The 18863-nt window shown below is 62.2% G+C and carries 27 protein-coding genes and 1 tRNA gene; 16 read left to right on the forward strand and 12 right to left on the reverse strand.

Going from position 1 to position 18863, the window contains the following annotated elements; translation table 11 throughout:
* Nucleotides 1-82 precede the first annotated feature (82 nt).
* The gene (locus tag AC1DNE_RS10695) at nucleotides 83-370 is read right to left on the reverse strand and encodes a helix-turn-helix transcriptional regulator (RefSeq protein WP_476765969.1); all 288 of its coding nucleotides are present in this window, start codon (nucleotides 368-370) and stop codon (nucleotides 83-85) included.
* Complete coding sequence (locus AC1DNE_RS10700) at nucleotides 360-584, reverse strand: hypothetical protein (protein ID WP_476765970.1); 225 nt, start codon at nucleotides 582-584, stop codon at nucleotides 360-362. Before AC1DNE_RS10700 ends, AC1DNE_RS10695 begins: the two co-directional genes overlap by 11 nt.
* Before the next feature lie 834 nt (nucleotides 585-1418).
* Here AC1DNE_RS10700 and AC1DNE_RS10705 point away from each other — a divergent pair.
* Nucleotides 1419-1595 (forward strand): hypothetical protein, encoded by a 177-nt coding sequence (locus tag AC1DNE_RS10705; protein ID WP_476765971.1) that lies wholly within the window; start codon nucleotides 1419-1421, stop codon nucleotides 1593-1595.
* 581 nt (nucleotides 1596-2176) lie between these two features.
* On the opposite strand, the gene AC1DNE_RS10710 is transcribed toward AC1DNE_RS10705, so the two are convergent.
* The 7 genes from AC1DNE_RS10710 to AC1DNE_RS10740 form a co-directional block, all read right to left on the reverse strand.
* Nucleotides 2177-2398 (reverse strand): hypothetical protein, encoded by a 222-nt coding sequence (locus AC1DNE_RS10710; RefSeq protein ID WP_476765972.1) that lies wholly within the window; start codon nucleotides 2396-2398, stop codon nucleotides 2177-2179.
* 9 nt (nucleotides 2399-2407) lie between these two features.
* The gene (locus AC1DNE_RS10715) at nucleotides 2408-2635 is read right to left on the reverse strand and encodes a helix-turn-helix domain-containing protein (RefSeq protein ID WP_476765973.1); all 228 of its coding nucleotides are present in this window, start codon (nucleotides 2633-2635) and stop codon (nucleotides 2408-2410) included.
* A gap of 75 nt (nucleotides 2636-2710) precedes the next feature.
* Complete coding sequence (locus tag AC1DNE_RS10720; protein ID WP_476765974.1) at nucleotides 2711-3520, reverse strand: hypothetical protein; 810 nt, start codon at nucleotides 3518-3520, stop codon at nucleotides 2711-2713.
* A complete protein-coding gene (locus AC1DNE_RS10725; RefSeq protein ID WP_476765990.1) occupies nucleotides 3520-4761 on the reverse strand; it encodes a tyrosine-type recombinase/integrase in 1242 nt (413 codons plus the stop codon). Before AC1DNE_RS10725 ends, AC1DNE_RS10720 begins: the two co-directional genes overlap by 1 nt.
* Nucleotides 4762-4925: 164 nt before the next feature.
* Nucleotides 4926-5001, reverse strand: a tRNA-Phe gene (locus AC1DNE_RS10730).
* Between the two features lie 155 nt (nucleotides 5002-5156).
* The gene (locus AC1DNE_RS10735) at nucleotides 5157-5564 is read right to left on the reverse strand and encodes a hypothetical protein (protein WP_441468489.1); all 408 of its coding nucleotides are present in this window, start codon (nucleotides 5562-5564) and stop codon (nucleotides 5157-5159) included.
* Between the two features lie 91 nt (nucleotides 5565-5655).
* The gene (locus tag AC1DNE_RS10740; protein ID WP_441468488.1) at nucleotides 5656-5808 is read right to left on the reverse strand and encodes a hypothetical protein; all 153 of its coding nucleotides are present in this window, start codon (nucleotides 5806-5808) and stop codon (nucleotides 5656-5658) included.
* 340 nt (nucleotides 5809-6148) lie between these two features.
* Here AC1DNE_RS10740 and AC1DNE_RS10745 point away from each other — a divergent pair, with 340 nt between their 5' ends.
* From AC1DNE_RS10745 to selD, 3 genes are read left to right on the forward strand one after another with little or no spacing between them, the layout of a single operon-like run.
* Nucleotides 6149-6640 carry a TlpA family protein disulfide reductase gene (locus AC1DNE_RS10745; RefSeq protein WP_441468487.1) on the forward strand — a complete coding sequence of 164 codons (492 nt, stop codon included), beginning with the start codon at nucleotides 6149-6151 and terminating at the stop codon, nucleotides 6638-6640.
* Nucleotides 6637-7731, forward strand: a complete 1095-nt coding sequence (locus AC1DNE_RS10750; RefSeq protein WP_441468486.1) for a transglutaminase-like domain-containing protein — start codon at nucleotides 6637-6639, stop codon at nucleotides 7729-7731. The genes AC1DNE_RS10745 and AC1DNE_RS10750 overlap by 4 nt, the downstream gene beginning before the upstream one ends.
* 58 nt (nucleotides 7732-7789) lie before the next feature.
* The gene (gene selD, locus AC1DNE_RS10755; protein ID WP_441468485.1) at nucleotides 7790-8866 is read left to right on the forward strand and encodes a selenide, water dikinase SelD; all 1077 of its coding nucleotides are present in this window, start codon (nucleotides 7790-7792) and stop codon (nucleotides 8864-8866) included.
* 81 nt (nucleotides 8867-8947) lie between these two features.
* On the opposite strand, the gene AC1DNE_RS10760 is transcribed toward selD, so the two are convergent.
* Nucleotides 8948-9328, reverse strand: coding sequence for a hypothetical protein (locus AC1DNE_RS10760; RefSeq protein WP_441468484.1), 381 nt, complete (start codon nucleotides 9326-9328; stop codon nucleotides 8948-8950).
* Between the two features lie 245 nt (nucleotides 9329-9573).
* Here AC1DNE_RS10760 and AC1DNE_RS10765 point away from each other — a divergent pair, with 245 nt between their 5' ends.
* From AC1DNE_RS10765 to AC1DNE_RS10785, 5 genes are all read left to right on the forward strand, one after another.
* Nucleotides 9574-10773 carry a tyrosine-type recombinase/integrase gene (locus AC1DNE_RS10765; RefSeq protein ID WP_476841029.1) on the forward strand — a complete coding sequence of 400 codons (1200 nt, stop codon included), beginning with the start codon at nucleotides 9574-9576 and terminating at the stop codon, nucleotides 10771-10773.
* A 142-nt stretch (nucleotides 10774-10915) separates the two neighbouring features.
* Nucleotides 10916-11101, forward strand: coding sequence for a helix-turn-helix transcriptional regulator (locus tag AC1DNE_RS10770; protein WP_476841072.1), 186 nt, complete (start codon nucleotides 10916-10918; stop codon nucleotides 11099-11101).
* Nucleotides 11098-11388, forward strand: coding sequence for a hypothetical protein (locus AC1DNE_RS10775; RefSeq protein ID WP_476841030.1), 291 nt, complete (start codon nucleotides 11098-11100; stop codon nucleotides 11386-11388). The genes AC1DNE_RS10770 and AC1DNE_RS10775 overlap by 4 nt, the downstream gene beginning before the upstream one ends.
* A 303-nt stretch (nucleotides 11389-11691) precedes the next feature.
* Entirely contained in the window at nucleotides 11692-12639 is a 948-nt protein-coding gene (locus AC1DNE_RS10780) for a hypothetical protein (protein ID WP_476841031.1), read from the forward strand.
* Nucleotides 12639-13073: a hypothetical protein gene (locus tag AC1DNE_RS10785; RefSeq protein WP_476841032.1), complete on the forward strand. Its 435-nt coding sequence runs from the start codon at nucleotides 12639-12641 to the stop codon at nucleotides 13071-13073. Before AC1DNE_RS10780 ends, AC1DNE_RS10785 begins: the two co-directional genes overlap by 1 nt.
* 428 nt (nucleotides 13074-13501) lie before the next feature.
* Here the strand turns inward: AC1DNE_RS10785 and AC1DNE_RS10790 are convergent, their stop codons facing one another.
* Nucleotides 13502-14176: a hypothetical protein gene (locus AC1DNE_RS10790; RefSeq protein WP_476841033.1), complete on the reverse strand. Its 675-nt coding sequence runs from the start codon at nucleotides 14174-14176 to the stop codon at nucleotides 13502-13504.
* A 332-nt stretch (nucleotides 14177-14508) separates the two neighbouring features.
* Here AC1DNE_RS10790 and AC1DNE_RS10795 point away from each other — a divergent pair, with 332 nt between their 5' ends.
* From AC1DNE_RS10795 to AC1DNE_RS10820, 6 genes are all read left to right on the forward strand, one after another.
* Nucleotides 14509-14739 carry a DUF7940 domain-containing protein gene (locus AC1DNE_RS10795; RefSeq protein ID WP_476841034.1) on the forward strand — a complete coding sequence of 77 codons (231 nt, stop codon included), beginning with the start codon at nucleotides 14509-14511 and terminating at the stop codon, nucleotides 14737-14739.
* A complete protein-coding gene (locus tag AC1DNE_RS10800) occupies nucleotides 14729-15295 on the forward strand; it encodes a lysozyme (RefSeq protein ID WP_476841035.1) in 567 nt (188 codons plus the stop codon). The genes AC1DNE_RS10795 and AC1DNE_RS10800 overlap by 11 nt, the downstream gene beginning before the upstream one ends.
* Nucleotides 15296-15318: 23 nt before the next feature.
* Nucleotides 15319-15675: a hypothetical protein gene (locus tag AC1DNE_RS10805; RefSeq protein WP_476841036.1), complete on the forward strand. Its 357-nt coding sequence runs from the start codon at nucleotides 15319-15321 to the stop codon at nucleotides 15673-15675.
* Nucleotides 15676-15876: 201 nt separating this feature from the next.
* Nucleotides 15877-16104 (forward strand): hypothetical protein, encoded by a 228-nt coding sequence (locus AC1DNE_RS10810; RefSeq protein ID WP_476780576.1) that lies wholly within the window; start codon nucleotides 15877-15879, stop codon nucleotides 16102-16104.
* A 497-nt stretch (nucleotides 16105-16601) separates the two neighbouring features.
* Nucleotides 16602-16811: a hypothetical protein gene (locus AC1DNE_RS10815; protein ID WP_476780577.1), complete on the forward strand. Its 210-nt coding sequence runs from the start codon at nucleotides 16602-16604 to the stop codon at nucleotides 16809-16811.
* Between the two features lie 184 nt (nucleotides 16812-16995).
* Nucleotides 16996-18036 carry a hypothetical protein gene (locus AC1DNE_RS10820; protein WP_476780578.1) on the forward strand — a complete coding sequence of 347 codons (1041 nt, stop codon included), beginning with the start codon at nucleotides 16996-16998 and terminating at the stop codon, nucleotides 18034-18036.
* Between the two features lie 9 nt (nucleotides 18037-18045).
* Here AC1DNE_RS10820 and AC1DNE_RS10825 read toward each other — a convergent pair whose 3' ends face one another.
* On the reverse strand, nucleotides 18046-18300 hold the full coding sequence (locus AC1DNE_RS10825) for a DUF7696 family protein (RefSeq protein WP_476780579.1): 255 nt from the start codon (nucleotides 18298-18300) through the stop codon (nucleotides 18046-18048).
* Between the two features lie 112 nt (nucleotides 18301-18412).
* Here AC1DNE_RS10825 and AC1DNE_RS10830 point away from each other — a divergent pair, with 112 nt between their 5' ends.
* Nucleotides 18413-18859 (forward strand): hypothetical protein, encoded by a 447-nt coding sequence (locus AC1DNE_RS10830; protein WP_476841037.1) that lies wholly within the window; start codon nucleotides 18413-18415, stop codon nucleotides 18857-18859.
* The last annotated feature ends 4 nt before the right edge of the window (nucleotides 18860-18863 follow it).

Below are 18863 nucleotides of genomic sequence, written 5' to 3' on the forward strand. Positions count from 1 at the left end.
TTTCTGGGCTGAGAATCGCCGATGAGTCGCGTTCAGATCGATGGGCTTGGGTTGGGTTGAGATGGGTTCGGTAGGGTGTGGTCTAGAAATCTTCGCGGCTGTCTTCGATCCATGCGGCGATGTCCCGAAGCCGATATGAGAGGCGAGCGCCGGCAAAGCCCAGCCGGTAGGTGGCCGGCGCTCGCCCTTCACCGCGCATCTTCGCCAACGAGCCGGGCGCCAAGCCCAGCAACTGAGCAGCATGCTGTTCGGTGACGCGTCGATCCCCGGTCATCGGAATCCCGGTCAGCCGACAATGATCGGCCAGCGTCTCCTCTGTCGCGGCGATCCGATCAGCGAACGACACGAGGGGCAGGACGTCATCGACCATCGCCGTCTCCTGCCTCGATCCGCTCGACGACGCGGCGCGCGAACTCGTCCTCGCGCAGCAACACCGCCCGGACGATATCGCCGCTCTCGGCATCGGCGCGAGATCGCCAGCACGCTGCCCAGCCGGCGCGCGGCCGGTCGGGCTCGACGAAGACGACGCGGCAGCCATGGTCACCGGCAATGCGGTGCCAGCCGGTGGTGAAGGGGGCGCTCATCCTCGAGCCCTATCGCGGTTGCCAGTCGAGGCCTGCGCTCCCCTTGACTCCAGTCTGATTGCCGATCTGAAATTGGGGACCCTAAAGGTCGCGCGACGATGCGTGATCTTATGCCTTACCGTGTTGGTAGGTGCATCCGTAGGTGCGTCGCGCACCGGGAGCCGGGGGCCGAGAGGCTGAGCCTCGAGGTCCCTCTGCCATGTCCTCGAGCGCTCCAAACAGTTTGGCAGCGATAACGAGAGGATAATTCCATGAATCGTCGACGATCGGCAGGTCGCAGGCCGCATATGGTTCCCAAGCAGAGCAACCTTGATCAGTGGTTTCCCCAGCGTCGAAGCTTTTGGCTTGCGCGACATGCGCGTGGGCCGTGGCGTCGGGTGAAGCAACTGGCGGCTCATCTTCGAAATCAGACCCTCGATCGCTTCACGACCTATGAGGCCGTGAGACAGCTTCGGGCGCTTGGCTTCGAGTGCCGGCGATTCCGGAACAGCCGCTGACGGTGAGGGCCATTTCGTGAAGGGCTGCGGGGCGCTCATCGCTGAGCCCTCGCGGCCGGGCCAGGGCTGTACGAGCCTGGCGAGGCTGGGTGGCGGTCTGGGAAGGCGATGATCGGCGCCGGCGGCATCTCCCCACGCTGGCGCGCCACCGCCCGGTCGTAGTGGCGCAGCGGGTGCAGCCGCTCATATCGAGGCAGCCTCTCGCGTCGCGACCGGAAGTCGACAACGGTCTGCGGTCGGTCAGCCCAGGCAAAGAGATCGGCGGGAATTTCGGTCATGCCGACGCCCTCCGAGACGCAGCTCGCCGCGCCGTCGCTTGTTCACGGGCATAGCGGATATGGGGCAGACACTGGTCCAGCCCGAACTGCCGAAGTCGTTCGATCCCGTCCGTGACCATGCCGCCAGGGAGATAGTCCGCGAGGTCTCGTCCCTCAGCAGGGTCTCCCTCTCCGAGAGCGGTCATGAAGGCGAGATCACCATCATCAGGGTGAGCAGCCTCGCGCGTACGCTCTGAGATCAACCTCTCATCGGTAGAGGAAGATAACGAGGGTGTATGTCGAGGGTGTACTGTGTAAACATCCGTTGACGCCGCTGCGTAAACAGATCCACACGCCGAGGATGAATTCGGCGTAGCCGTTTCTTTACGCCGACCGTGACCCGCCGCCTCAGCCTGAGCGTGCTCCAGAGACTTTTCGCGTAAACGATCATTTACGCCAACTCGACGCTCGCCATCCCTACGGATCTTTGCCCGAGCCTCTTCCTTGGCGTCTTTGAGCAGAGCGAGTCCATCGTCGATATCCTGATCGACCAGCGCGAGCCCATACCGCGTGAGGCGACCAGGACGGCCGGCTCGGAACCAAATGATGCGCTTACGCTGGAGCCCAGCGCGAGCCGCAGACAAAGATTGGCGCTGTTTGAAGCCCGCGATAACGGCCAAAACTTCATCGCTGCAATCGAACGTGCGACTGCTCTCGTTCAAGCCCGACAGCACGGCCGTAAAGACGCGGAACTCTGTCGAACTCACATCCGCTCGAGCACGGACGATCTTCTCAGCGTCGCGAATTCGCCCTGTGAAGGACTTCGCCGGCTCATTGCTCAAAGCGCGCCCTCCAAAGAGGACAGCCGCCGGCCAATCAGCGCGACCAAAAGCTCGGTACGCTCCGGCGGGACCTCGTAGAGGGCGGCCTGGCGGCGGATGACCTCCGGCCGCGGCTCGAGGCCGAGGGTGCGAAGAGTTCCGACCGTCTCGTCGACATTCGCGAGCGTGTCGTGATCGGCCAGGAGCTCATCAAGCTCGGCAGCGGAAAAGCTCGACATTGCCGAGCCTCACGCTGCCTTGCCGGGCTTGCTGCCGGGCGCCCGCATGCGACTGACCATGCGTGGCAGGGCAGCTTGAAAGCGAGCGATCTCATCATCGGAGATCAGCGTCTTCCCGTCGAGTTTTACCGCAGCAAGGCGATCCGCAGCAATGAAGTTGTAGACTTGCGAAGTGCTGCAGCTCAATAGCGCAGCCGCTGCCTTCAGCGTGTGGAACTTGATTGCCTTGGTGGCCACCTGTGCACTCCATGCGTCGTCTATGAACACGCATGGAAGATGACGAGGTGGGCGAACTAAAAAACGATGCCGCCTTTAACTTTCTGCGACATTTTCGGCTTGCGGTGATTTCTTTGGCCGCCCTGGCTGACCATATTTTACGGCAGTGATGATATCGAGCGCTTCGAACTGTACGATTGCGGACGCCCATATTTTTTCAAAGCGTCTCGATTTTGCGGACATTCCCAGACGCTCTGCGGCGATTTTGCGGAGAATGTTCGAAGGCGCAGCTTCGACCATCGTGGCCACAAGCGTTGCCACCTGATCGCGCTGTGAGCTCTTCCGCTCACCATCGGAAGTCTCTCCTCCAGCTAACGCCCAAACATCAACCGCGGTCTCTCCCAATTCGACGTGAACATGCAGATAATTGAGCGTTCCAGCGAGCGAAAGAGAGTTTGCGGTTATGTCAATCGATAGTTCTCCGGATAAAAACCAATCTGAAGGTATGATCTCGAATGGCTTTTCGAGACTTTCGGGGCGCCCATAAAATCTGATCGACCGTTCGACTGCTTTAGTTTTGAGATAATGTTCGATGTTAGTGATGGCTGCGTAAAATGATTCCTTTAAAAAGCCTTCTGCGTAGGACGGCGGCGCTTCCGGAGGCGAGTAGACTACGAGATTGCCTCGGCCCTGATAAATAAGCTTCGCATCTCCGGCTTCAGCGCGAAGGCAACCAAGAAACCAATTGTCTTCGAACCAGCAGCGCGGTGACAGCTCGGGAGCATAGGCGAATTCCTGCTCCATAGATCGCTCGGCCATTGCCTGGAAAAAGGGAACAGTCGTCAAGACGCGGCTCAGCAGCATCCAATGATCCGAGGGTTCCGCGAATGTGTATTGCGTGCCCATCAGCGCCCTCCACGTTCTTTCGGCATTCCGACTGCACGCATTTCGTCAAGCTCATCAGCCCACCACTGCGCCATCCGGACGCGCTCATCCCAGTGCTCGCCGCGCGCATATGCTCGGCGAACATCATCGTCCTCGACATGCGCCAGGGCGCGCTCGATCGCGTCAGGGTTCCAGAGACCGGACTCGTTCAGCAAGGTGGAGGCGCTGGCGCGGAAGCCATGCGCCGTCGCCTCATCAGATCCGTAACCCAGCCGCCGCAGCGCGCCGTTCAGCGTGTTCTCGGATATCGGTCTGGGCTCGACAGGCAGGCCGGCGCGGCTGCCTCGGCCAACGCCGGGGAAGCATAGCTTGCCGTAGCCAGTGAGCCGGTGGAGGTCGGTGAGAACGTTCAACGCCTGTCGGGGGAGTGGGACCTTGTGCGGCCGGCGCATCTTCGTGCGTGTCGCCGGGATGGTCCAGATCGCGGCCTTCCTGTCGAACTCATCCCAATGGGCAAGCCGGAGTTCGCCAGGACGCGGAAAGAGCTGCGCCAGAAGCTTGAGAGCATGGCGCGTGACGGGCTGACCTTCATAGCCATCGATGGCGCGGAGAAGAGCGCCCAAGGCCTTGCGGTCGATCAGCGCGGCGCGATGTTTCGGCTTCGGAGTGAGGAGGGCACCCTTTAGCGGGCCGGTCGGATCGTGCTCGGCGCGCGCGGTGGCGATGGCGTACCGGAACACCTCGCCAATGACAGAGCGGAGGCGCCGCGCCGATTCGAGTCGGCCACGGGCTTCGACCTTGCGGAGAACAGCTAGCACGTCAGCAGGCTTGATCTCGGTAACCGGACGATCGCCGATATCGGGATAGGCGAAGTCGAGAAGCCACCGCGTCTTGACCAGGGTGGACGCCGCGCGCTCCTCCCGTTCTTTGCGTTCGACCAATTCGCCAGCGACCAGTCGGAAGGTTACGGCCGCGGCCTTCTCCTCCGCGTCCTTCGTCTCCTTCTCATGCACCAGCGGATCTATGCCGCGAGCAAGGAGGCGCTTGGCGAGCTCGCGGCGATCGCGGGCGTCAGCCAGTCCGATCTGAGGATAGGGGCCAATCGGGAGCTTCTTCTGCTTCCCGTCGAACCGATAGGCGAGCTTCCAATGCTTCCCGCCTGCTGGCGTCACCCAGAGCTGCAGTCCGCCGCCATCGGACAGCTTCGTGATCCGCTCCGGGGACTTTGCTGACCGAACCTTTACGTCCGTCAAACCTGCCATTTGTTGGCCGCTCCAAATCGCCTGTTGGCCGATAGGAAGCAGCGTGGCCAACACATCCGTTGGCTGTCAATGGAAGGCAGTGGAAGCTGAAAGGCCCAATCCGGGGCAAAAGCGCCAGAAATACGGGCCTTTTGGAGGTCTGTGGAAGCTCTTGGAAGGGTAAATGGTGCCCAGGGGCGGAATCGAACCACCGACACTGCGATTTTCAGTCGCATGCTCTACCAACTGAGCTACCTGGGCGCCCCGGGGCGCGCCGCGCCTTCCGTGTTGGTGGGGGCGATATAGAGGCTGTCGTCAGGCCTGTCCAGTCACTTCAGCCGGCTTTCTACAGTCTGCGTTCGCATGTGGAGAAATCCGGCCCTGCGGCGGGACAAACGGTGGGATTAATACCGGGCTCAGGCGGGTATCTGGGCCTCCTCCCGCCACTCTGCGTGGTCGATCACTCTCGCGAGGCGGTCGACCGCCGCCAGCGCTTCGCGTCGTGCCTGCTCCGATTCGGCGATCGCCGCCTGGCCGTAGAGGAGCCGGGCGAAGGCGATGACCCGGTTCACCAACAGGAATGACGCATCTTGCAGAGCCTGGGATTCGCGCAGGACCTCATTGAGATGCGCCACATGGGTCTCGGCGCTTTCTTGCAAGGCCTTCGCATTGAGAACGCCAGCCTTGAGCACATCGGCGCGCAGGGTCTCGACATCGCGCGCGAGTAACTCCTTCACCCTCTCAGCCATGGTTCCTCCACTGAAGGAGATTGTTATGTCGGCCAGATCGAAAATAGCACCGAAGTCAGTGCCGATCAGCGCCAAGCGTGACGCTTGGTTACTTACCTCTCTACGGCGACCATTCAGCTTGCGGTAAATTTGAAGCGAGCTGGGAGGCGCTCGGACCTCTGCTACGTCAATCCTCGGAATCGTGGGCGATCGGCGCTTCCGCTGGCCGGAAATGCTTGCCGTTGACGATGGGCACGAGCGTCCGGACCAGAGCGGTCACGACGATGACCCGTGGGAGCGCCATCACGGCGTTTCCCTCCAGCGCCAGCCACATCGCCAAGCCACAGCTCACGGCGTCCCATGACAAGCAGGAGCTTCATCACGGCGCAGGACGATCCTGCTTCGGCGCAGGGGCAAGAGGACGGTGCGAAGCGGCTAACTTTTTGGTTTCGGCGGCGCAGCCACGCACGCTCGACGGGGTCGAGGCGGGTTGGCCCTCGCCGACTGACAAAAGGCTCTATTGACGCTTCGGATCAAGCGGGAAAGGATGGCGCGTGCTTGCCGTCGCAGCTCCCGCGTGCCGGGGCGCTCACCGACCGGATCGACAGCGAAGGCGCTTTCTCCTGGCGCTGGCGGGTTGTTCATTGTGCCTCGCCGCAGCGCGGGCGATTGCGGGAGAATTGCTGCCTTGGTCCGACGAAGCGCCACCTGAGCTCGCGCTCGGCCGTCTCGACGGCCCGGCGATCGATCTCGCCGACCTGCGCGGTCGGCCCGTCATCGTTCATTTCTTCGCGACATGGTGTGCGCCCTGTGTCGAGGAATTGGCTTCGCTCGATGCGCTGGCCGAGCGGCTCGGTACAGGCGCGACCATCCTTGCCGTCGATGTCGGTGAGGTCGAGGCACGGGTGCGCAATTTCATTCGTCAGCGCCCGGTGCGTTTCCCAATTCTGCTCGACCGTGACCGGGCGGCGATGAAACGCTGGCGGGTGGAGGGGCTGCCCTCGAGCTTCGTGCTCGATCGCGATCTGCGCCCCGTATCGCTCACCGCCGAGCCGCTCGACTGGACCAGCCCACCGGTGCTGACGGCGCTCGAAGCCTTGGTCGGCGCCGAGCCAGGCGCCAAGCCAGACGCAGTGAAAACCGACGACAACAGGGGAAGGAGCACACCATGATCAGCCGACGCGATATGCTCACGACCGGTGCCGCCGCGAGTGCGGCGCTTCTGCTGCCGCGCGCAGGCTTCGCGCAGGCGCCCGTCTTCGCCCCCAAGCCCGGCAAATGGCGGGATTTCGTGGTGGTGACACGGCTCGATCTCGCCGGGCAGGGGAAGGCGCAGGCCTGGGTTCCGCTGCCTTCCGTCGCGGAGGCCGCATGGATCAAGCCGGGCCGCAACGACTGGCAGACCAATGCGGCCTCAGCCGAGATCGTCAGCGATCCGAAATATGGCGCGCAGATGCTGCATCTCGTCTTCAAGGAAGGCGAGACGGCGCCGGCGGCCGAAGTCCGCAGCCGCTTCTCGCTGCGCGATCGCGCCGAGGATTTCGCGGCCGGGCCGGCGCCGGCGTTGGGCGCGGACGAGCGCAAGCTCTTTCTGGAAGCGACCGAATTGATGCCGACCGACGGCATCGTCAAGGAAACCGCCGAGAAGGCGGCGGCCGGCAAGGCGAGCGACATCGACAAGGCGCGCGTCATCTACCAATGGGTTGTCGCGAACACCTTCCGTGACGCGAAGACGCGCGGCTGCGGCACCGGCGACGTCGCCTCGATGCTGCGCAGCGGCAATCTCGGCGGCAAATGCGCCGATCTCAATGCGCTCTATGTCGCGCTCGTGCGTTCGGTCGGCATCCCGGCGCGCGACATCTACGGCATTCGCGTCGCACCTTCCCAGTTCGGCTACAAGAGCCTGGGGGCGGGATCCGAGGTGATCACCAAGGCCCAGCACTGCCGCGCGGAAGTCTGGCTAGACGGCCATGGCTGGGTCGCGACCGATCCCGCCGATGTCCGCAAGGTCGTGCTCGAGGAGCCGCCCGGCAACAACGCCGTCGACGACGCGAAGGTGGTCGCGGCGCGCGAGGCGTTGTTCGGCGCCTGGGAAGGCAACTGGCTCGGCTACAACATGGCGCATGATGTCGCGCTGCCCGGCTCGAAACACAAGGTCGGCTTCCTCATGTATCCGCAGGCGGAGATCGCCGGGGCGCTGCTCGATTGCCTAGATCCCGACACCTTCAAGTACACGATCAAGGCAGTCGAGATCACCGCCTGAAGACGCCGCTTCGGCCGGGGCCTCCTCGGCTCCCAGCCGCTCTATCCGGAGACCGATGATGAGTGACACGATCGAACGCGCCGCGCCGGCGAAGCCCGCTGCACCACGGCTGACCAGCCTGGCGCATGGCGGCGGCTGCGGCTGCAAGCTGGCGCCCTCGGTGCTCCAGCAGCTTCTGGCCGAACACCCGGCGGCCGGGCCTTACAAGCAGCTTCTCGTCGGCACCGAGACCGGTGACGACGCCGCCGTCTGGCAGATCGACGACGAGACCTGCGTCGTCGCGACGACCGACTTCTTCATGCCCATGGTCGACGATCCCCGTGATTTCGGCCGCATCGCCGCGACCAATGCGATCTCGGACGTCTATGCGATGGGTGGCAAGCCGATCATGGCGCTGGCGATCCTCGGCATGCCGCTCGACAAGTTGCCGATTGAGACGACACGCGAGATTCTGATGGGGGGCGCCTCGATCTGCGCCGAGGCCGGCATTCCCGTCGCGGGCGGCCACTCGATCGATGCGCCCGAGCCGATCTACGGCCTGGCTGTGATCGGGCTTCTGAAACCACGGAACCTGCGCCGCAACAGCGGGGCAAGGCCCGGCGATGCGCTGATCCTGACCAAGGCGCTGGGCGTCGGCATCTATTCGGCGGCCTTCAAGAAGGAACAGCTCTCGCCGGCGGCCTATGACGAGATGATCGGATCGGTGACCTTGCTCAACCGCATCGGTGCCGAACTGGCAGAGGATGACGATGTCCACGCCATCACGGATGTCACCGGCTTCGGCATTCTCGGCCACGGGCTGGAGATGGCGCGCGGTTCCGGCGCCACGCTGCGGCTGCAACTGGCCGATCTGCCATTCCTTTCGCAGGCAGAACGGCTGTCGCAAGAGGGCAGGGTGACCGGCGCCTCGCACCGCAACTGGGCGAGCTATGGCGAAGGCGCCGAGTTGCCGGCCGGATTGCCGGATTGGCGCCGCCATCTGCTGACCGATCCGCAGACCTCCGGCGGGCTTCTGGTCTCCTGCAAGGCGGAGCGGGCGCAGGACATCCTCGCGCGGATCAAGGCGGCGGGCTATCCGGCCGCACGGATCATCGGCGCGGTCGAGGCGGGACCGGGGCGCGTGGTAGTGACATAGCCTGCGTCGCCGTTCTCGGGCGCGTTCTGCGGCGACGCGAGAATCTCTTGCCGGAAGGGGCGCCGGAGCCTTCCCGCCGTCTCACGCCTCCTGAACCTCCAGATTCCGTCCCCAGACGTCGAAGAAGGCGCCCTTGTTGAGGACCAGCCGGTCCTCCCGCAGGGCGTCTTCCAGCTCGCGCAGCCGTTTGCGGGCGAGTTCATCGGGCACCAGCCCGCCATCCTCGTCTCGCGTCGGGAAGAAGGCCGCTCCGTCCCAGCTCACCCCGGCACCGCGCAGCATCAGGACGATGTCGCCCCAGTCGATCTTGCTACCGACGACATGGACGAAGGTGGAGCGCAGCGGCTCGACCTTGGGCGCGGCGATCTTCACGAGCACGATCAGCGCAGTGAACGGCCCCTTGCGGAAGAGCTTGCCGAGCCAGCGGTCGAAATCCGTTCCGAGGCCCCTAGAAGTCGACACGCGGTCTATCCTCGGTCGGTCGTGCCGCGTCGGCGGCGCGTTCGAAATGCACGGTCGGGTCGAGGGCAGGGGCTTGGCTGTCGATCATGCCGCCTCAGTGAACTGGCGGAAGAGAATGACCGCCAACCTGCACAAAATAGGTCATTTTTTGCAAGATTGGCATCTAATTTTCCCCGTTTTGCCTTGTTGACGCTATTGCCGTTGGTGTAACGGTTATGATGAATAGGTTCGGCGGAAGGTCGGATATGGCGCTCAACAAGCTATCTGAACACAAGATCAGAAGCCACGTGAAACCCGGAATGCTGGGAGACGGGGGCGGCCTCTGGCTTCGTATTCAGAAGCCCCGCGGCGAGCGCCCTCCTTCTAAGAACTGGGTGTTCATCTTCCGGCGCGGCGACAAGCGCGTCGAGGTCGGGTTGGGTGGCTACGGTGCGGGGACGGCGCCTGTCAGTCTCGCCCTGGCTCGCCAGAAAGCGCAAGTCATCCGCGACAGGCTGGCCAACGGCGAAGACCCGCGCGGGCCGAAGCCTGCGCCGAAGCCGATCACGAAGCCGAAGACCTTCGCCGATTGCATGGAGGCCCTGTTGGAAAGCAAGGCCGAGGGCTGGCGCAACCCGAAGCACAAACACCAGTGGGAGATGACCCTACGCGATTACGCGAAGCCTTTGCACGATATGCCGATCGCCGACATCGCGTTGGGCGACGTCAAGGAAGCACTGCTGCCACATTGGCGTGAGCGTCCCGAGACAGCCGACCGACTGCGGATGCGCATCCGCGCTGTAATCGACTACGGGATCGCCCATGAATGGCGCAAGGCAGGCAATCCCGCCCTATGGCGAGGCTTGTTGGATAAGATCATGCCGGCCCGTAAGAAGCGGGGGAAGGAGCATCACGCTGCGCTGAGCCATACCCAGGCAGCGACGACGGTGGCCAAGCTTCGGCAGTCGTCCGGCACCGCGGCCCGAGCCGTCGAGTTCATCGTCCTGACAGTAGGACGGGCCGGGGAGGTAAGGGGCGCCCGTTTCGACGAGATCGACGTTGCAGCACAGACGTGGACGATACCCGGCGACAGGATGAAGGCCGGCGTCCAGCATGTCGTTCCACTGACCGACCGAGCGCTGCAGATTGTCGAGTCCCGGCGCCAGCGGGCGACGTCCTCGCTGATTTTTGAAGGGGGTAAGGAGGGCACGCCGGTCTCCGACACTGCGATGACCAAGGCGCTTCGCCTGGCGTCGCCGGACAAGGAAGTAACCCTGCACGGATGGCGGTCGACGTTCCGGGATTGGGCGGGCGATGAAACCGATCACCCGAGAGAGATCATCGAAGCAGCATTAGCGCACGCGGTTGGCAACGAAACCGAGCGAGCCTATCGGCGATCAGATGCACTAGAGAAGCGCCGCAGACTGATGGAAGAGTGGGGCAACTACTGCGGCAAGGTCAATTAGCGCTTCTGGCGCTATTGACAATCATATGTAACCACAGCCAATAGAGTTGTCGCCTTCAAACAAGGCATTCCTCGCCGTCTCGCATCGAGCCGGCAAATTGGAGCGCGACATGCAGTCTCATAATGACAATCTTCCTGTTCTCATGTCGCCCAAAGACGCGGCGCGAGAGACAAGTCTTTCTCGGCAACTTCTGACGCTGATGGCTAGGGCAGGAGAGTTCCCTGCGCCTGTCCAGTTGGGTGAGCGTCGCACTGCATACGTGCGGGCCGAGGTTGTGGGATGGCTCAACGACCGCATCGCGGCCCGAACTGCGAGGGCCGCCGCATGAGCCTGGACACCGACGACACGATCGGAATCGGCCCGCACGGCGACGAATTCGCCGTTTGGATCTGCGAGGACGGCGCTTGGTCGCCGCACGTGTTCGACGAGTACCAAGACGCTCACGCCTTCGCGGTGGGGCGCTATGCGCAAGGCGGCTATTCTCAGCTGAAAGACTTCATCGCCGACCCCTCCTTGATCCTGCCTGAGACCGACGAGGTGAGGCGCCTCAAAAAGCAAATCGCGGCTCTAATGGACATGGCTGCGTCCGCGCCCTCATCGCCGAGCCTGCACTGACCACCCACTATCCCGTCCATGCAACCCTCGGCATTGCCGCAGGGAAGGAGCCCCCATGCATTCAGAATCACATAACCGAGCCCGAGATCTGTCCAACCGGCTACTGGACGCAGCTTCGAAGTTAAGGTCAAGGACCGGGCTTCGGATACAACGCGGGCCACGCTCACTAATGGCAGCGGCCTGACGATTACGGGCACGAAGGTTCTTGAGGCTGTCTATGCAAAAGCTGGAATGTCAGGCTGGCCGCGCGGCGAGTATTCCGCCGATGTCGTAGACGTTACAGGCGGAACGCATTCCCGCATCATGGCCGTTCGCTTTGTTTACGACCTGCCCGGGCGGCTCGTTCAAGGCGTTCAGGACCGTAAGGCGTACATAAATTGGAGCCCAACACAGGCGATCGTCACAGCAACCGGCGCGGTTGGCCCCGCTGGGCCTGTCGGGCCGCAGGGAATCCAAGGCATTCAAGGAATACAAGGTATTCAGGGTGTCAAGGGCGACACGGGCGCTACAGGCGCGACGGGCGCAACCGGGCCGAAGGGTGACAAGGGCGATAAGGGCGACACGGGCGCGCAGGGGCCTTCTGGCTCCGTAACAGACGGCGACAAGGGCGATGTGATTGTTTCCGGTGCCGGGACGACGTGGTTGCTTGACGCAACGGGGACGCTGGCGCAGTACGCCCGGCTGGACGGGGCATCGTATGCAGGTCTCGTCGCAATTACCGTGCCTGACGCGGTGAACGGGCTGCTTGTACGCGGCGCGTCCAAGGGCGTTCGCATCTTAGCGAACGCTGGTGAAGGGCGCATTGAAGGTGTCGACTATACCGGCATCGGCTCTTATCAGCCGCTCGCAATCAAGGCGACGGCGATGCTGCTGGACGCCACGACTATCAGCCTGACGTCCCGCCCGACCTTCAACAGCCAGATACCCTGGGACGCCGCCAACCTGCCGACTACCAGCCTTGGCCGCTCTCTGGCGAATTCTGCCGACGCTGCAGCAGCGCGGACGACGATCAACGCGGCGCCCCAGCCGCAGACTGCGTCGGGTGTTGGGCAGCTCGTTTCAGTAACTGCTGCAGCGAGCGCCGATTTCGTACTCCCGGCCGGTGGCGCATGGGAATTCTTCGCCGTGGCTTATGGCTCAACCGGTGCGTTTGCGTCCGGCCTCTCATCCGGCATCGGCGCTGGCGGTTCTGTTGCCATGGCCGGTTTCGCCGGCGCCACGATTACAGGCGTTTGCAAGAGGATTGCCTGATGGAACTGCTTTATTCGCGCCCGGACGGGAGCTATGTGGCGCTGGTCAATGGCTACCCTTACCACATTAAGGAAGGCGACGAGCCGCTGTGGGGCGAGGCCTTGGCTACCGCGGGAGGGCTGACGGAGCCCTTGCCTGCTGAGCCTGCACCCGAGCCGCAGCTGCCCACCATCGACGACTACCGGCGCGCCATTCAAGCGCATATCGACGCAACGGCGCGCCAGTACAGCTACGACAGCGGCGTGACCTGCGCGTCTTATGTGAACTCGACGAATGCGGCTTGGGCTGGTGAAGCCACCGCCTTCGTTGCTTGGCGCGATACCGTCTGGGCTTACGCCTACGCCGAGTTGGCGAAGGTGCAGGCCGGTGAGCGCGAGCAGCCGACTGTCGAGACGATCCTTAGCGAACTGCCAGCGATGACATGGTCGGGGTGAGAGCCGACCTCTGCGCAGCACAGCAAAGCTCGCGTAGGATCAGACGGAATCGGATCGCCGTCGCAAGGACGAATCTCGCAGGCGCTAGGATCCGGTAAACGCCCCAGCGCAATTCCCCAAACCTCTAAAGCAATCGTCTGCAGTGGGCGCCGGCCCGGGATTCGGCGCTGGCCCGGGGTTGGGGGTCGGGCCGGGGGTGGGAACCGGCCACGGCTGCGGAGGTTGAGGGCGCGACATGGGCACGATTGATTGCCCGAACACCGGCCCAGCCGGTGTGAAGCAATGACACGGCGTTCCGTTTGGTTGTGCAAAGGGTGCGACGAACCCGCACCAGAATTGCGGTGTCTGGCAAACCACCTGCACTTGCGCCGACGCGTGAACTGGCGCGAGAAATAAAAAGGCACAGCTCATTAATCTAAAATGTCGCCTCATAACGACCTCACAATGTTCGCCCCAGAATCCGCAGCCTGGGCGATGCTCGTGCCAGACTGTCCAACTTCATAACCACGCCTCATGGCTGCTACACGTTGCTGAGGCGTTCCGTGGTGATTTCTGTCGTTGAAATTGTAATCTCCTTTAGAGAATAAGCTTTGTGCAAAATTCTCAATCTTATCCTTAGCGTGTGATCGATCTCTTCCGAAGTAGTATCCTGCCAAAAAATCGGCGTGTAGTTCGACATGCAACGCGGTCTGACCTTGAAGTTTTTGCATCCATCCATTGAAATATTGATAAATGTGACCGCATTCGTGAGCGCATATTCCCGCTACAGCAATTCCGCCCAAATTTGACCGCTCAAACTCGCTATTGATTAAATTTAGACCGATATAGACTGTGCCTTGCGTGTTCGCGACGACACTCCCGTCGTGAGCGAACGCATTTGGCTGCGTATCATTGATATATTTGAAGCCAGGATTTATTGGGAATACTGCAAGTATTTTCCGAAGCTCTGCAATTAACGCGCGATCGATTTGCGAACGACCGGACGTTGAAAACACTTGGAAATTTTCCAAAGCTGCGGAGTTCCAACCGCAATAAGGGGGTAGAGTTGGCCCGACTTGCTGAACGCACGCCACTTGCGCGCCGGCTCCCGTGCTACTGCCCAACGTCACCGCCGCAGCGGCAAATAGTGCGGACCTACGACTGCATGTCATGCACATTTATGGCTCCCCCCATTAGTGCGACAGCGCTCAAAAAGGGCAATGTACTGTCTTTAACGGCACCTCGTACTAAGTAGGCTCCGTTCTTCGCCTTACAAAAATCATTCGCTATCGCGTTTTCCGCCTGTTCTACAAACTAACGTAGAGGAACATGGCTGGTCAACGCTTCGGCGCTCTCTGAGCCGCCCACCCCGCCCCCTCCCTTGAAATGGCGGATCGGCCGCCGACGCTCGGCTGCCCCGCCCGCCTCGCGCGAGCTTTTTCACATCAGAGCTAACATGACCCGCGTCCAAAACTGGCGCGAGGTGCTGCACTATGCGTGGAGCATCAAGTGCTCCCTCATAGCGTCTGCGCTTTGCGCTGTAGAATTTGTACTGCCCATTTTTTTCGACAACCCGCCAATCGCTGCTGGGCGCTTTGCCGCGTTGGCGGCCCTCGTGAGCTTTTTGGGCGCAGTTGCCCGCATATTCGCGCAGGCGGAACTTTCAGGAAAACCGAATGAAGAGTAAGCGCGCTCGAGCGGCGTTAGCCGCCGTCGCCGCATTGGCTGCCTTGGGCGGCGGCTTTGTCACCATGTCCGACGGCACGCGCGTTCCTGACGACGTCTCGCTTGCTGCCACGTATCTCGTCAGCCCGTGGGAGGGCAGGGAACTCCGCGCCTATCCGGATCCGGCTACCGGCGGTAAGCCGTGGACGATCTGCGACGGCGACACGAAGGGCGTCACCAAGGGCATGGTGGAAACACCGGCCGGTTGCGACGCGCGCCTAAGCAGGCGGCTGATGGAGTTCCGCAAAGAACTGGTCGCATGCGTGCCCGGGTTCGACAAGAAGCCCTTGTCGTGGCGCGGCATGATGAATTCGCTGTCCTACAACATCGGAACCGGCGCGGCGTGCAAATCCACAGCGGCGCGGTTGGGTAAAGCAGGGCAGTACGAAGAGAGCTGCAAGGCAGCGACTGCGTTCAACCGGGCCGCGGGCAAGGTCATGATCGGCCTCGTCAAGCGCCGCACGACCGGCGACGCTAGCCGGATCGGCGAGCAGGAACTTTGCGAGGCCGGGCTGTGATTTGGGCTTGGCTGGTTGAAAAGTTGGGCGGCATCGGTGCGCGCCTGGCTGTGGTTGGCATGGTCTTGGCAATTGTCGCCTTTGGCTTCTGGCGCGGAATGGCTGCGATCGACGCGGCGCAGGAGAGGGCGGTTGCAGCCGCCGTCCTTGCTGAACGCAATCACTGGACCACGCAAATCGCCGCTAGCAACGCCGTTGTTGAGAAAGAGCGCGCCGACATGGCCGAGCGCCTGTCCGCCGCGAACACAGAGCGGGCGCGTGCCGTTGCGGACGCCGACGCCGCCCTAGACGAACTGAGGAAGAAGAATGAGGAATTGCCTGGCGGCGATGGCTGCGGCCTTAGCCCTGACCGTGGCGGGCTGCTCGACGCAATCCGATAAGCCGGTCATTCGGACAGAGTTGGTCGTGCCTAAGCTGCCGGCCGAACTTCGCGAAGAGTGCACACGGCCGGTGCCCATCCCGCGCCGCCGGCTTTCCGAAAAGGATGTCGTTACGCTGTGGGGCAGCGACAGGAAGGAACTCGTCTCCTGCCGGGCGCGACACAAGGCGGTTGTCGGCTCAATTGGCCTGCCGGTGCCGCGATGACCGTCGAGACCGATACCCGCGACCGGACAATCAAGCTCGAGGCGGACGTTGAGCACCTGACGGAGAAGCTGGAAGGCGTGTCCAAGAAGGTCGACGAGATGCACGCGCTGCTGCTGCAGGCCAAGGGGGCACGGTGGGCTATCCTCGCCATGGCAGCGATCGGCGGCTTTGTGTCGGCCAAGCTGTCCATGTTCTTTCCGTGGCTTTCCGTCACGCCGCGGTAGAGCGGGGCGGCTCGCCCGAGCTATCCCGATGCCCCCGAAATCGAGCGGCTGACCGCCGCAAGATGGCTTGGCCGGCCCAACCGGCTGCCTTCGGGCGTTTCCTCCCTAAACTTGGCCCCGTCAGCTCCGGCTGGCGGGGCCTTTTCTTATTTGAGAGCGCGGCGCGCCAGATAGCTCTCAGCGAAGAGCCAGGGGCAGCACCACAACCGCCGCTACAGCCACCACGATAGCCGCCCGGATCAGAACGCCGTTGATCCGATCCATTGAGGCCTCTGAGTTGTCGGGCGTACGCATGACAAGCCCTCCCGCAGACCAGCAGATTTGCTGATTGTGGGCGGGAGGGCAACGCCTTCTTCGACAGCTTCAGCCTAGAGCTGTGATGGCGCGGATAGAGGCGCATTGGCCCCGCTGGCCTCGGCGGCCCGGGCTTTTTGCGTTTTGGATGAGCCCCATTGGTGTCATGCTCGATAGTCCAATCCAGAAGCGCAGAGCCGGCTATGACGCACCCGTCCATCCAGGGCACATTGTTGAGACTGTCGCACCATTATCCTGATGCGAAGGATCTCCTGCGAGCGGTCCGCGAAGCCCACCCTGACGCCTCCAAAAAGGACGTCACTCTCGCGGCCCTCGACATCATCATCGAGGCCGCCGGGAGCCAGGAAGGGCTGCTGCGTCATCTCCACCAGCGGGCGAAGAACGAGGGGTAAGGCTTCGTCACCGCCCTGACTTCACATGGCGCGGCTGGATAGGCATCTTTCTCTTAGCTATTCTTTTGCTGGTCGCATAAGCTCCAGCTTGGCCTAGGATCATATTTCGCTTAGTTTTTGGTTGCGTTATGATTGGGCTTTAGTTGCTAATTTAGTAAATTCTGATGGTTCGCGGAGGGTTACCGTGGAACAATCAAGGCAATTGATTCAGATAAATTGCGCATCATCCGGGGAGGTTCCGGGCGCAGACGCTGTTTGCGCCGAATTGGAACTGATACTGCACAGCGTCGATTTCCAGGCTCCAGATCGGGTTCGATCATTCCTTCGATACATCGTCAGTGAAACTCTCTCCGGGAGAGAAGCAAGGCTGAAGGCCTATGCGATAGCGATAGCGGTATTTGGCCGAAACGAAGATTTTGACGCGATGAATGATCCGGTCGTGCGGATTGAAGCCGGCCGCCTGAGGCGTGCCTTGGAGCGATACTATTTGCTCGAAGGCAAAGGCGACGAAGTTGTCATCGAGGTCGCAAAGGGAAGCTACGTCCCCACATTCCGCTGGCGCCACGGCGGAAAGCAGCTTGCGCCTGAGCAAGAATTAGATCGACCGAATGGAGAAAGCTGGGTCGAGAGCTTCAATTTCCAGAAGATTGCCAGCGCGCCATCGGTCGCGGCTTGCGTTCTATTGCTCGGCTTAACGCTGTTTCTCGCCGTCGCGATGCGGACTATAAGGGATGATTCAGCGCCGCAGCTACCAACAACCGAGGTGACGGCCGCTCCGGAGATTATCGTAAGGCCGTTTGTTAGCCTGTCATCGTCGCCAGAGAGCGTTACATTCGCCGCTGCTCTGTCCGAGGAGGTTCTGAACCGTCTCGCGCAGCAGAAGCAGTTGCGGGTTTTTGGAAGAGACGGCCCGGCCGACCCGTTGACTAGACCGCGCAGTTATCAGGTCGCGCACCAGTACGTTGTGGAGGGTAGCGTTCGGCAGGCGGGCGATAAGTGGCGCATCATTACGCGCCTGATTGATAAACGCACGGCTGCGGTCAAATGGGCGAACTCCACAGATGGCGAATTGCGCGACGGATCCGGGGAAGCAATCCTGGCCGCCGATTTGGCCGACCTGGTCGCCCTTCAAACAAGAATGCGCGCTTCTCCGGCGGAAGCATTGGCGCGCACTGCAACGGTGCCTCCAAAGTTGGGGGCGGCATCCGATAGCGAAGCACGGTAAAGGGCCAACTCAACCCTTGGCCTTCAATGCCGCATAGCGGTCGATCTCTGCACGGAGATGCGGCACGGGCTTCTCCTCGCGGATGCTCTTGATACCGCGCAGGCCATCCTTCACGCCGTCCAGAGCTTCGTTGCGATCCCCGAGCTTCATGCCGGCGAGGTAGCGGATTTCGCACTCGTGTTTCCATTCCTCGGACCAGGTCGAGACCTCGCGGCCGGAGAGGATGGAGAAGGTTATAGGCGGGTTGTCAGGCGGGTAGGGCATCGGCTCGAATCGCGGTTCGTCGTCGCACCGGGGTAGACCAGCAGAGCCCGGCCGACCAAGGAACGATTCCACCGTCATCCCGTTCTCGACTCCGTCGAGTGGGAGTTGCGTCATGTGTGCCCAGCGAATTCTTCGATCGGGCCTACCCTCGGATACCATCAGCGGCCGGGCGATGCCGCGCGACGATGAGCGTCAGGGCGTCCTCGATCTCCGCGTTCTGCCAACCTATCGCGCCTACAGCGCAACCCAAGGATGGGTCGACACGGTCGACGAGGTCCAGTTGCTCGCCAGCGCCTTTGCCGATCGGCTCTCGGACGTCACGAGCATCCGGAGCTTGGGCGAACTGGACGATACTGACGCGGCCGAGGTCAACGCGAACATCGCTTCGATCGCCAAGGCGGCCGACGACCTCATCTGCGCTGTGATCAGCAATGCTGAATCTCGTGGACTCCAAGCGACAGGGCCGTGGATGGATATCCCCCTTTTCGAGTGCCGGGAATTCGAGGTCGAGGAGCGCGACCCGATCGGAGACCAAGCAGACGACGCGTACGGTCAATGAAGAA

The sequence above is a fragment of the Allobosea sp. 05L423 genome (genome assembly GCF_056397745.1).

What these genes read in the sequence shown, in the direction of transcription:
- AC1DNE_RS10695 (WP_476765969.1), bottom strand. Translation starts at nt 370, where the DNA reads ATGGTCGATGACGTCCTGCCCCTCGTGTCGTTCGCTGATCGGATCGCC.
- AC1DNE_RS10700 (WP_476765970.1), bottom strand. Translation starts at nt 584, where the DNA reads ATGAGCGCCCCCTTCACCACCGGCTGGCACCGCATTGCCGGTGACCAT.
- AC1DNE_RS10705 (WP_476765971.1), top strand. Translation starts at nt 1,419, where the DNA reads ATGGGGCAGACACTGGTCCAGCCCGAACTGCCGAAGTCGTTCGATCCC.
- AC1DNE_RS10710 (WP_476765972.1), bottom strand. Translation starts at nt 2,398, where the DNA reads ATGTCGAGCTTTTCCGCTGCCGAGCTTGATGAGCTCCTGGCCGATCAC.
- AC1DNE_RS10720 (WP_476765974.1), bottom strand. Translation starts at nt 3,520, where the DNA reads ATGGGCACGCAATACACATTCGCGGAACCCTCGGATCATTGGATGCTG.
- AC1DNE_RS10725 (WP_476765990.1), bottom strand. Translation starts at nt 4,761, where the DNA reads ATGGCAGGTTTGACGGACGTAAAGGTTCGGTCAGCAAAGTCCCCGGAG.
- AC1DNE_RS10750 (WP_441468486.1), top strand. Translation starts at nt 6,637, where the DNA reads ATGATCAGCCGACGCGATATGCTCACGACCGGTGCCGCCGCGAGTGCG.
- selD (WP_441468485.1), top strand. Translation starts at nt 7,790, where the DNA reads ATGAGTGACACGATCGAACGCGCCGCGCCGGCGAAGCCCGCTGCACCA.
- AC1DNE_RS10765 (WP_476841029.1), top strand. Translation starts at nt 9,574, where the DNA reads ATGGCGCTCAACAAGCTATCTGAACACAAGATCAGAAGCCACGTGAAA.
- AC1DNE_RS10770 (WP_476841072.1), top strand. Translation starts at nt 10,916, where the DNA reads ATGTCGCCCAAAGACGCGGCGCGAGAGACAAGTCTTTCTCGGCAACTT.
- AC1DNE_RS10775 (WP_476841030.1), top strand. Translation starts at nt 11,098, where the DNA reads ATGAGCCTGGACACCGACGACACGATCGGAATCGGCCCGCACGGCGAC.
- AC1DNE_RS10780 (WP_476841031.1), top strand. Translation starts at nt 11,692, where the DNA reads ATGGCCGTTCGCTTTGTTTACGACCTGCCCGGGCGGCTCGTTCAAGGC.
- AC1DNE_RS10785 (WP_476841032.1), top strand. Translation starts at nt 12,639, where the DNA reads ATGGAACTGCTTTATTCGCGCCCGGACGGGAGCTATGTGGCGCTGGTC.
- AC1DNE_RS10795 (WP_476841034.1), top strand. Translation starts at nt 14,509, where the DNA reads ATGACCCGCGTCCAAAACTGGCGCGAGGTGCTGCACTATGCGTGGAGC.
- AC1DNE_RS10800 (WP_476841035.1), top strand. Translation starts at nt 14,729, where the DNA reads ATGAAGAGTAAGCGCGCTCGAGCGGCGTTAGCCGCCGTCGCCGCATTG.
- AC1DNE_RS10810 (WP_476780576.1), top strand. Translation starts at nt 15,877, where the DNA reads ATGACCGTCGAGACCGATACCCGCGACCGGACAATCAAGCTCGAGGCG.
- AC1DNE_RS10815 (WP_476780577.1), top strand. Translation starts at nt 16,602, where the DNA reads ATGACGCACCCGTCCATCCAGGGCACATTGTTGAGACTGTCGCACCAT.
- AC1DNE_RS10825 (WP_476780579.1), bottom strand. Translation starts at nt 18,300, where the DNA reads ATGCCCTACCCGCCTGACAACCCGCCTATAACCTTCTCCATCCTCTCC.
- AC1DNE_RS10830 (WP_476841037.1), top strand. Translation starts at nt 18,413, where the DNA reads ATGTGTGCCCAGCGAATTCTTCGATCGGGCCTACCCTCGGATACCATC.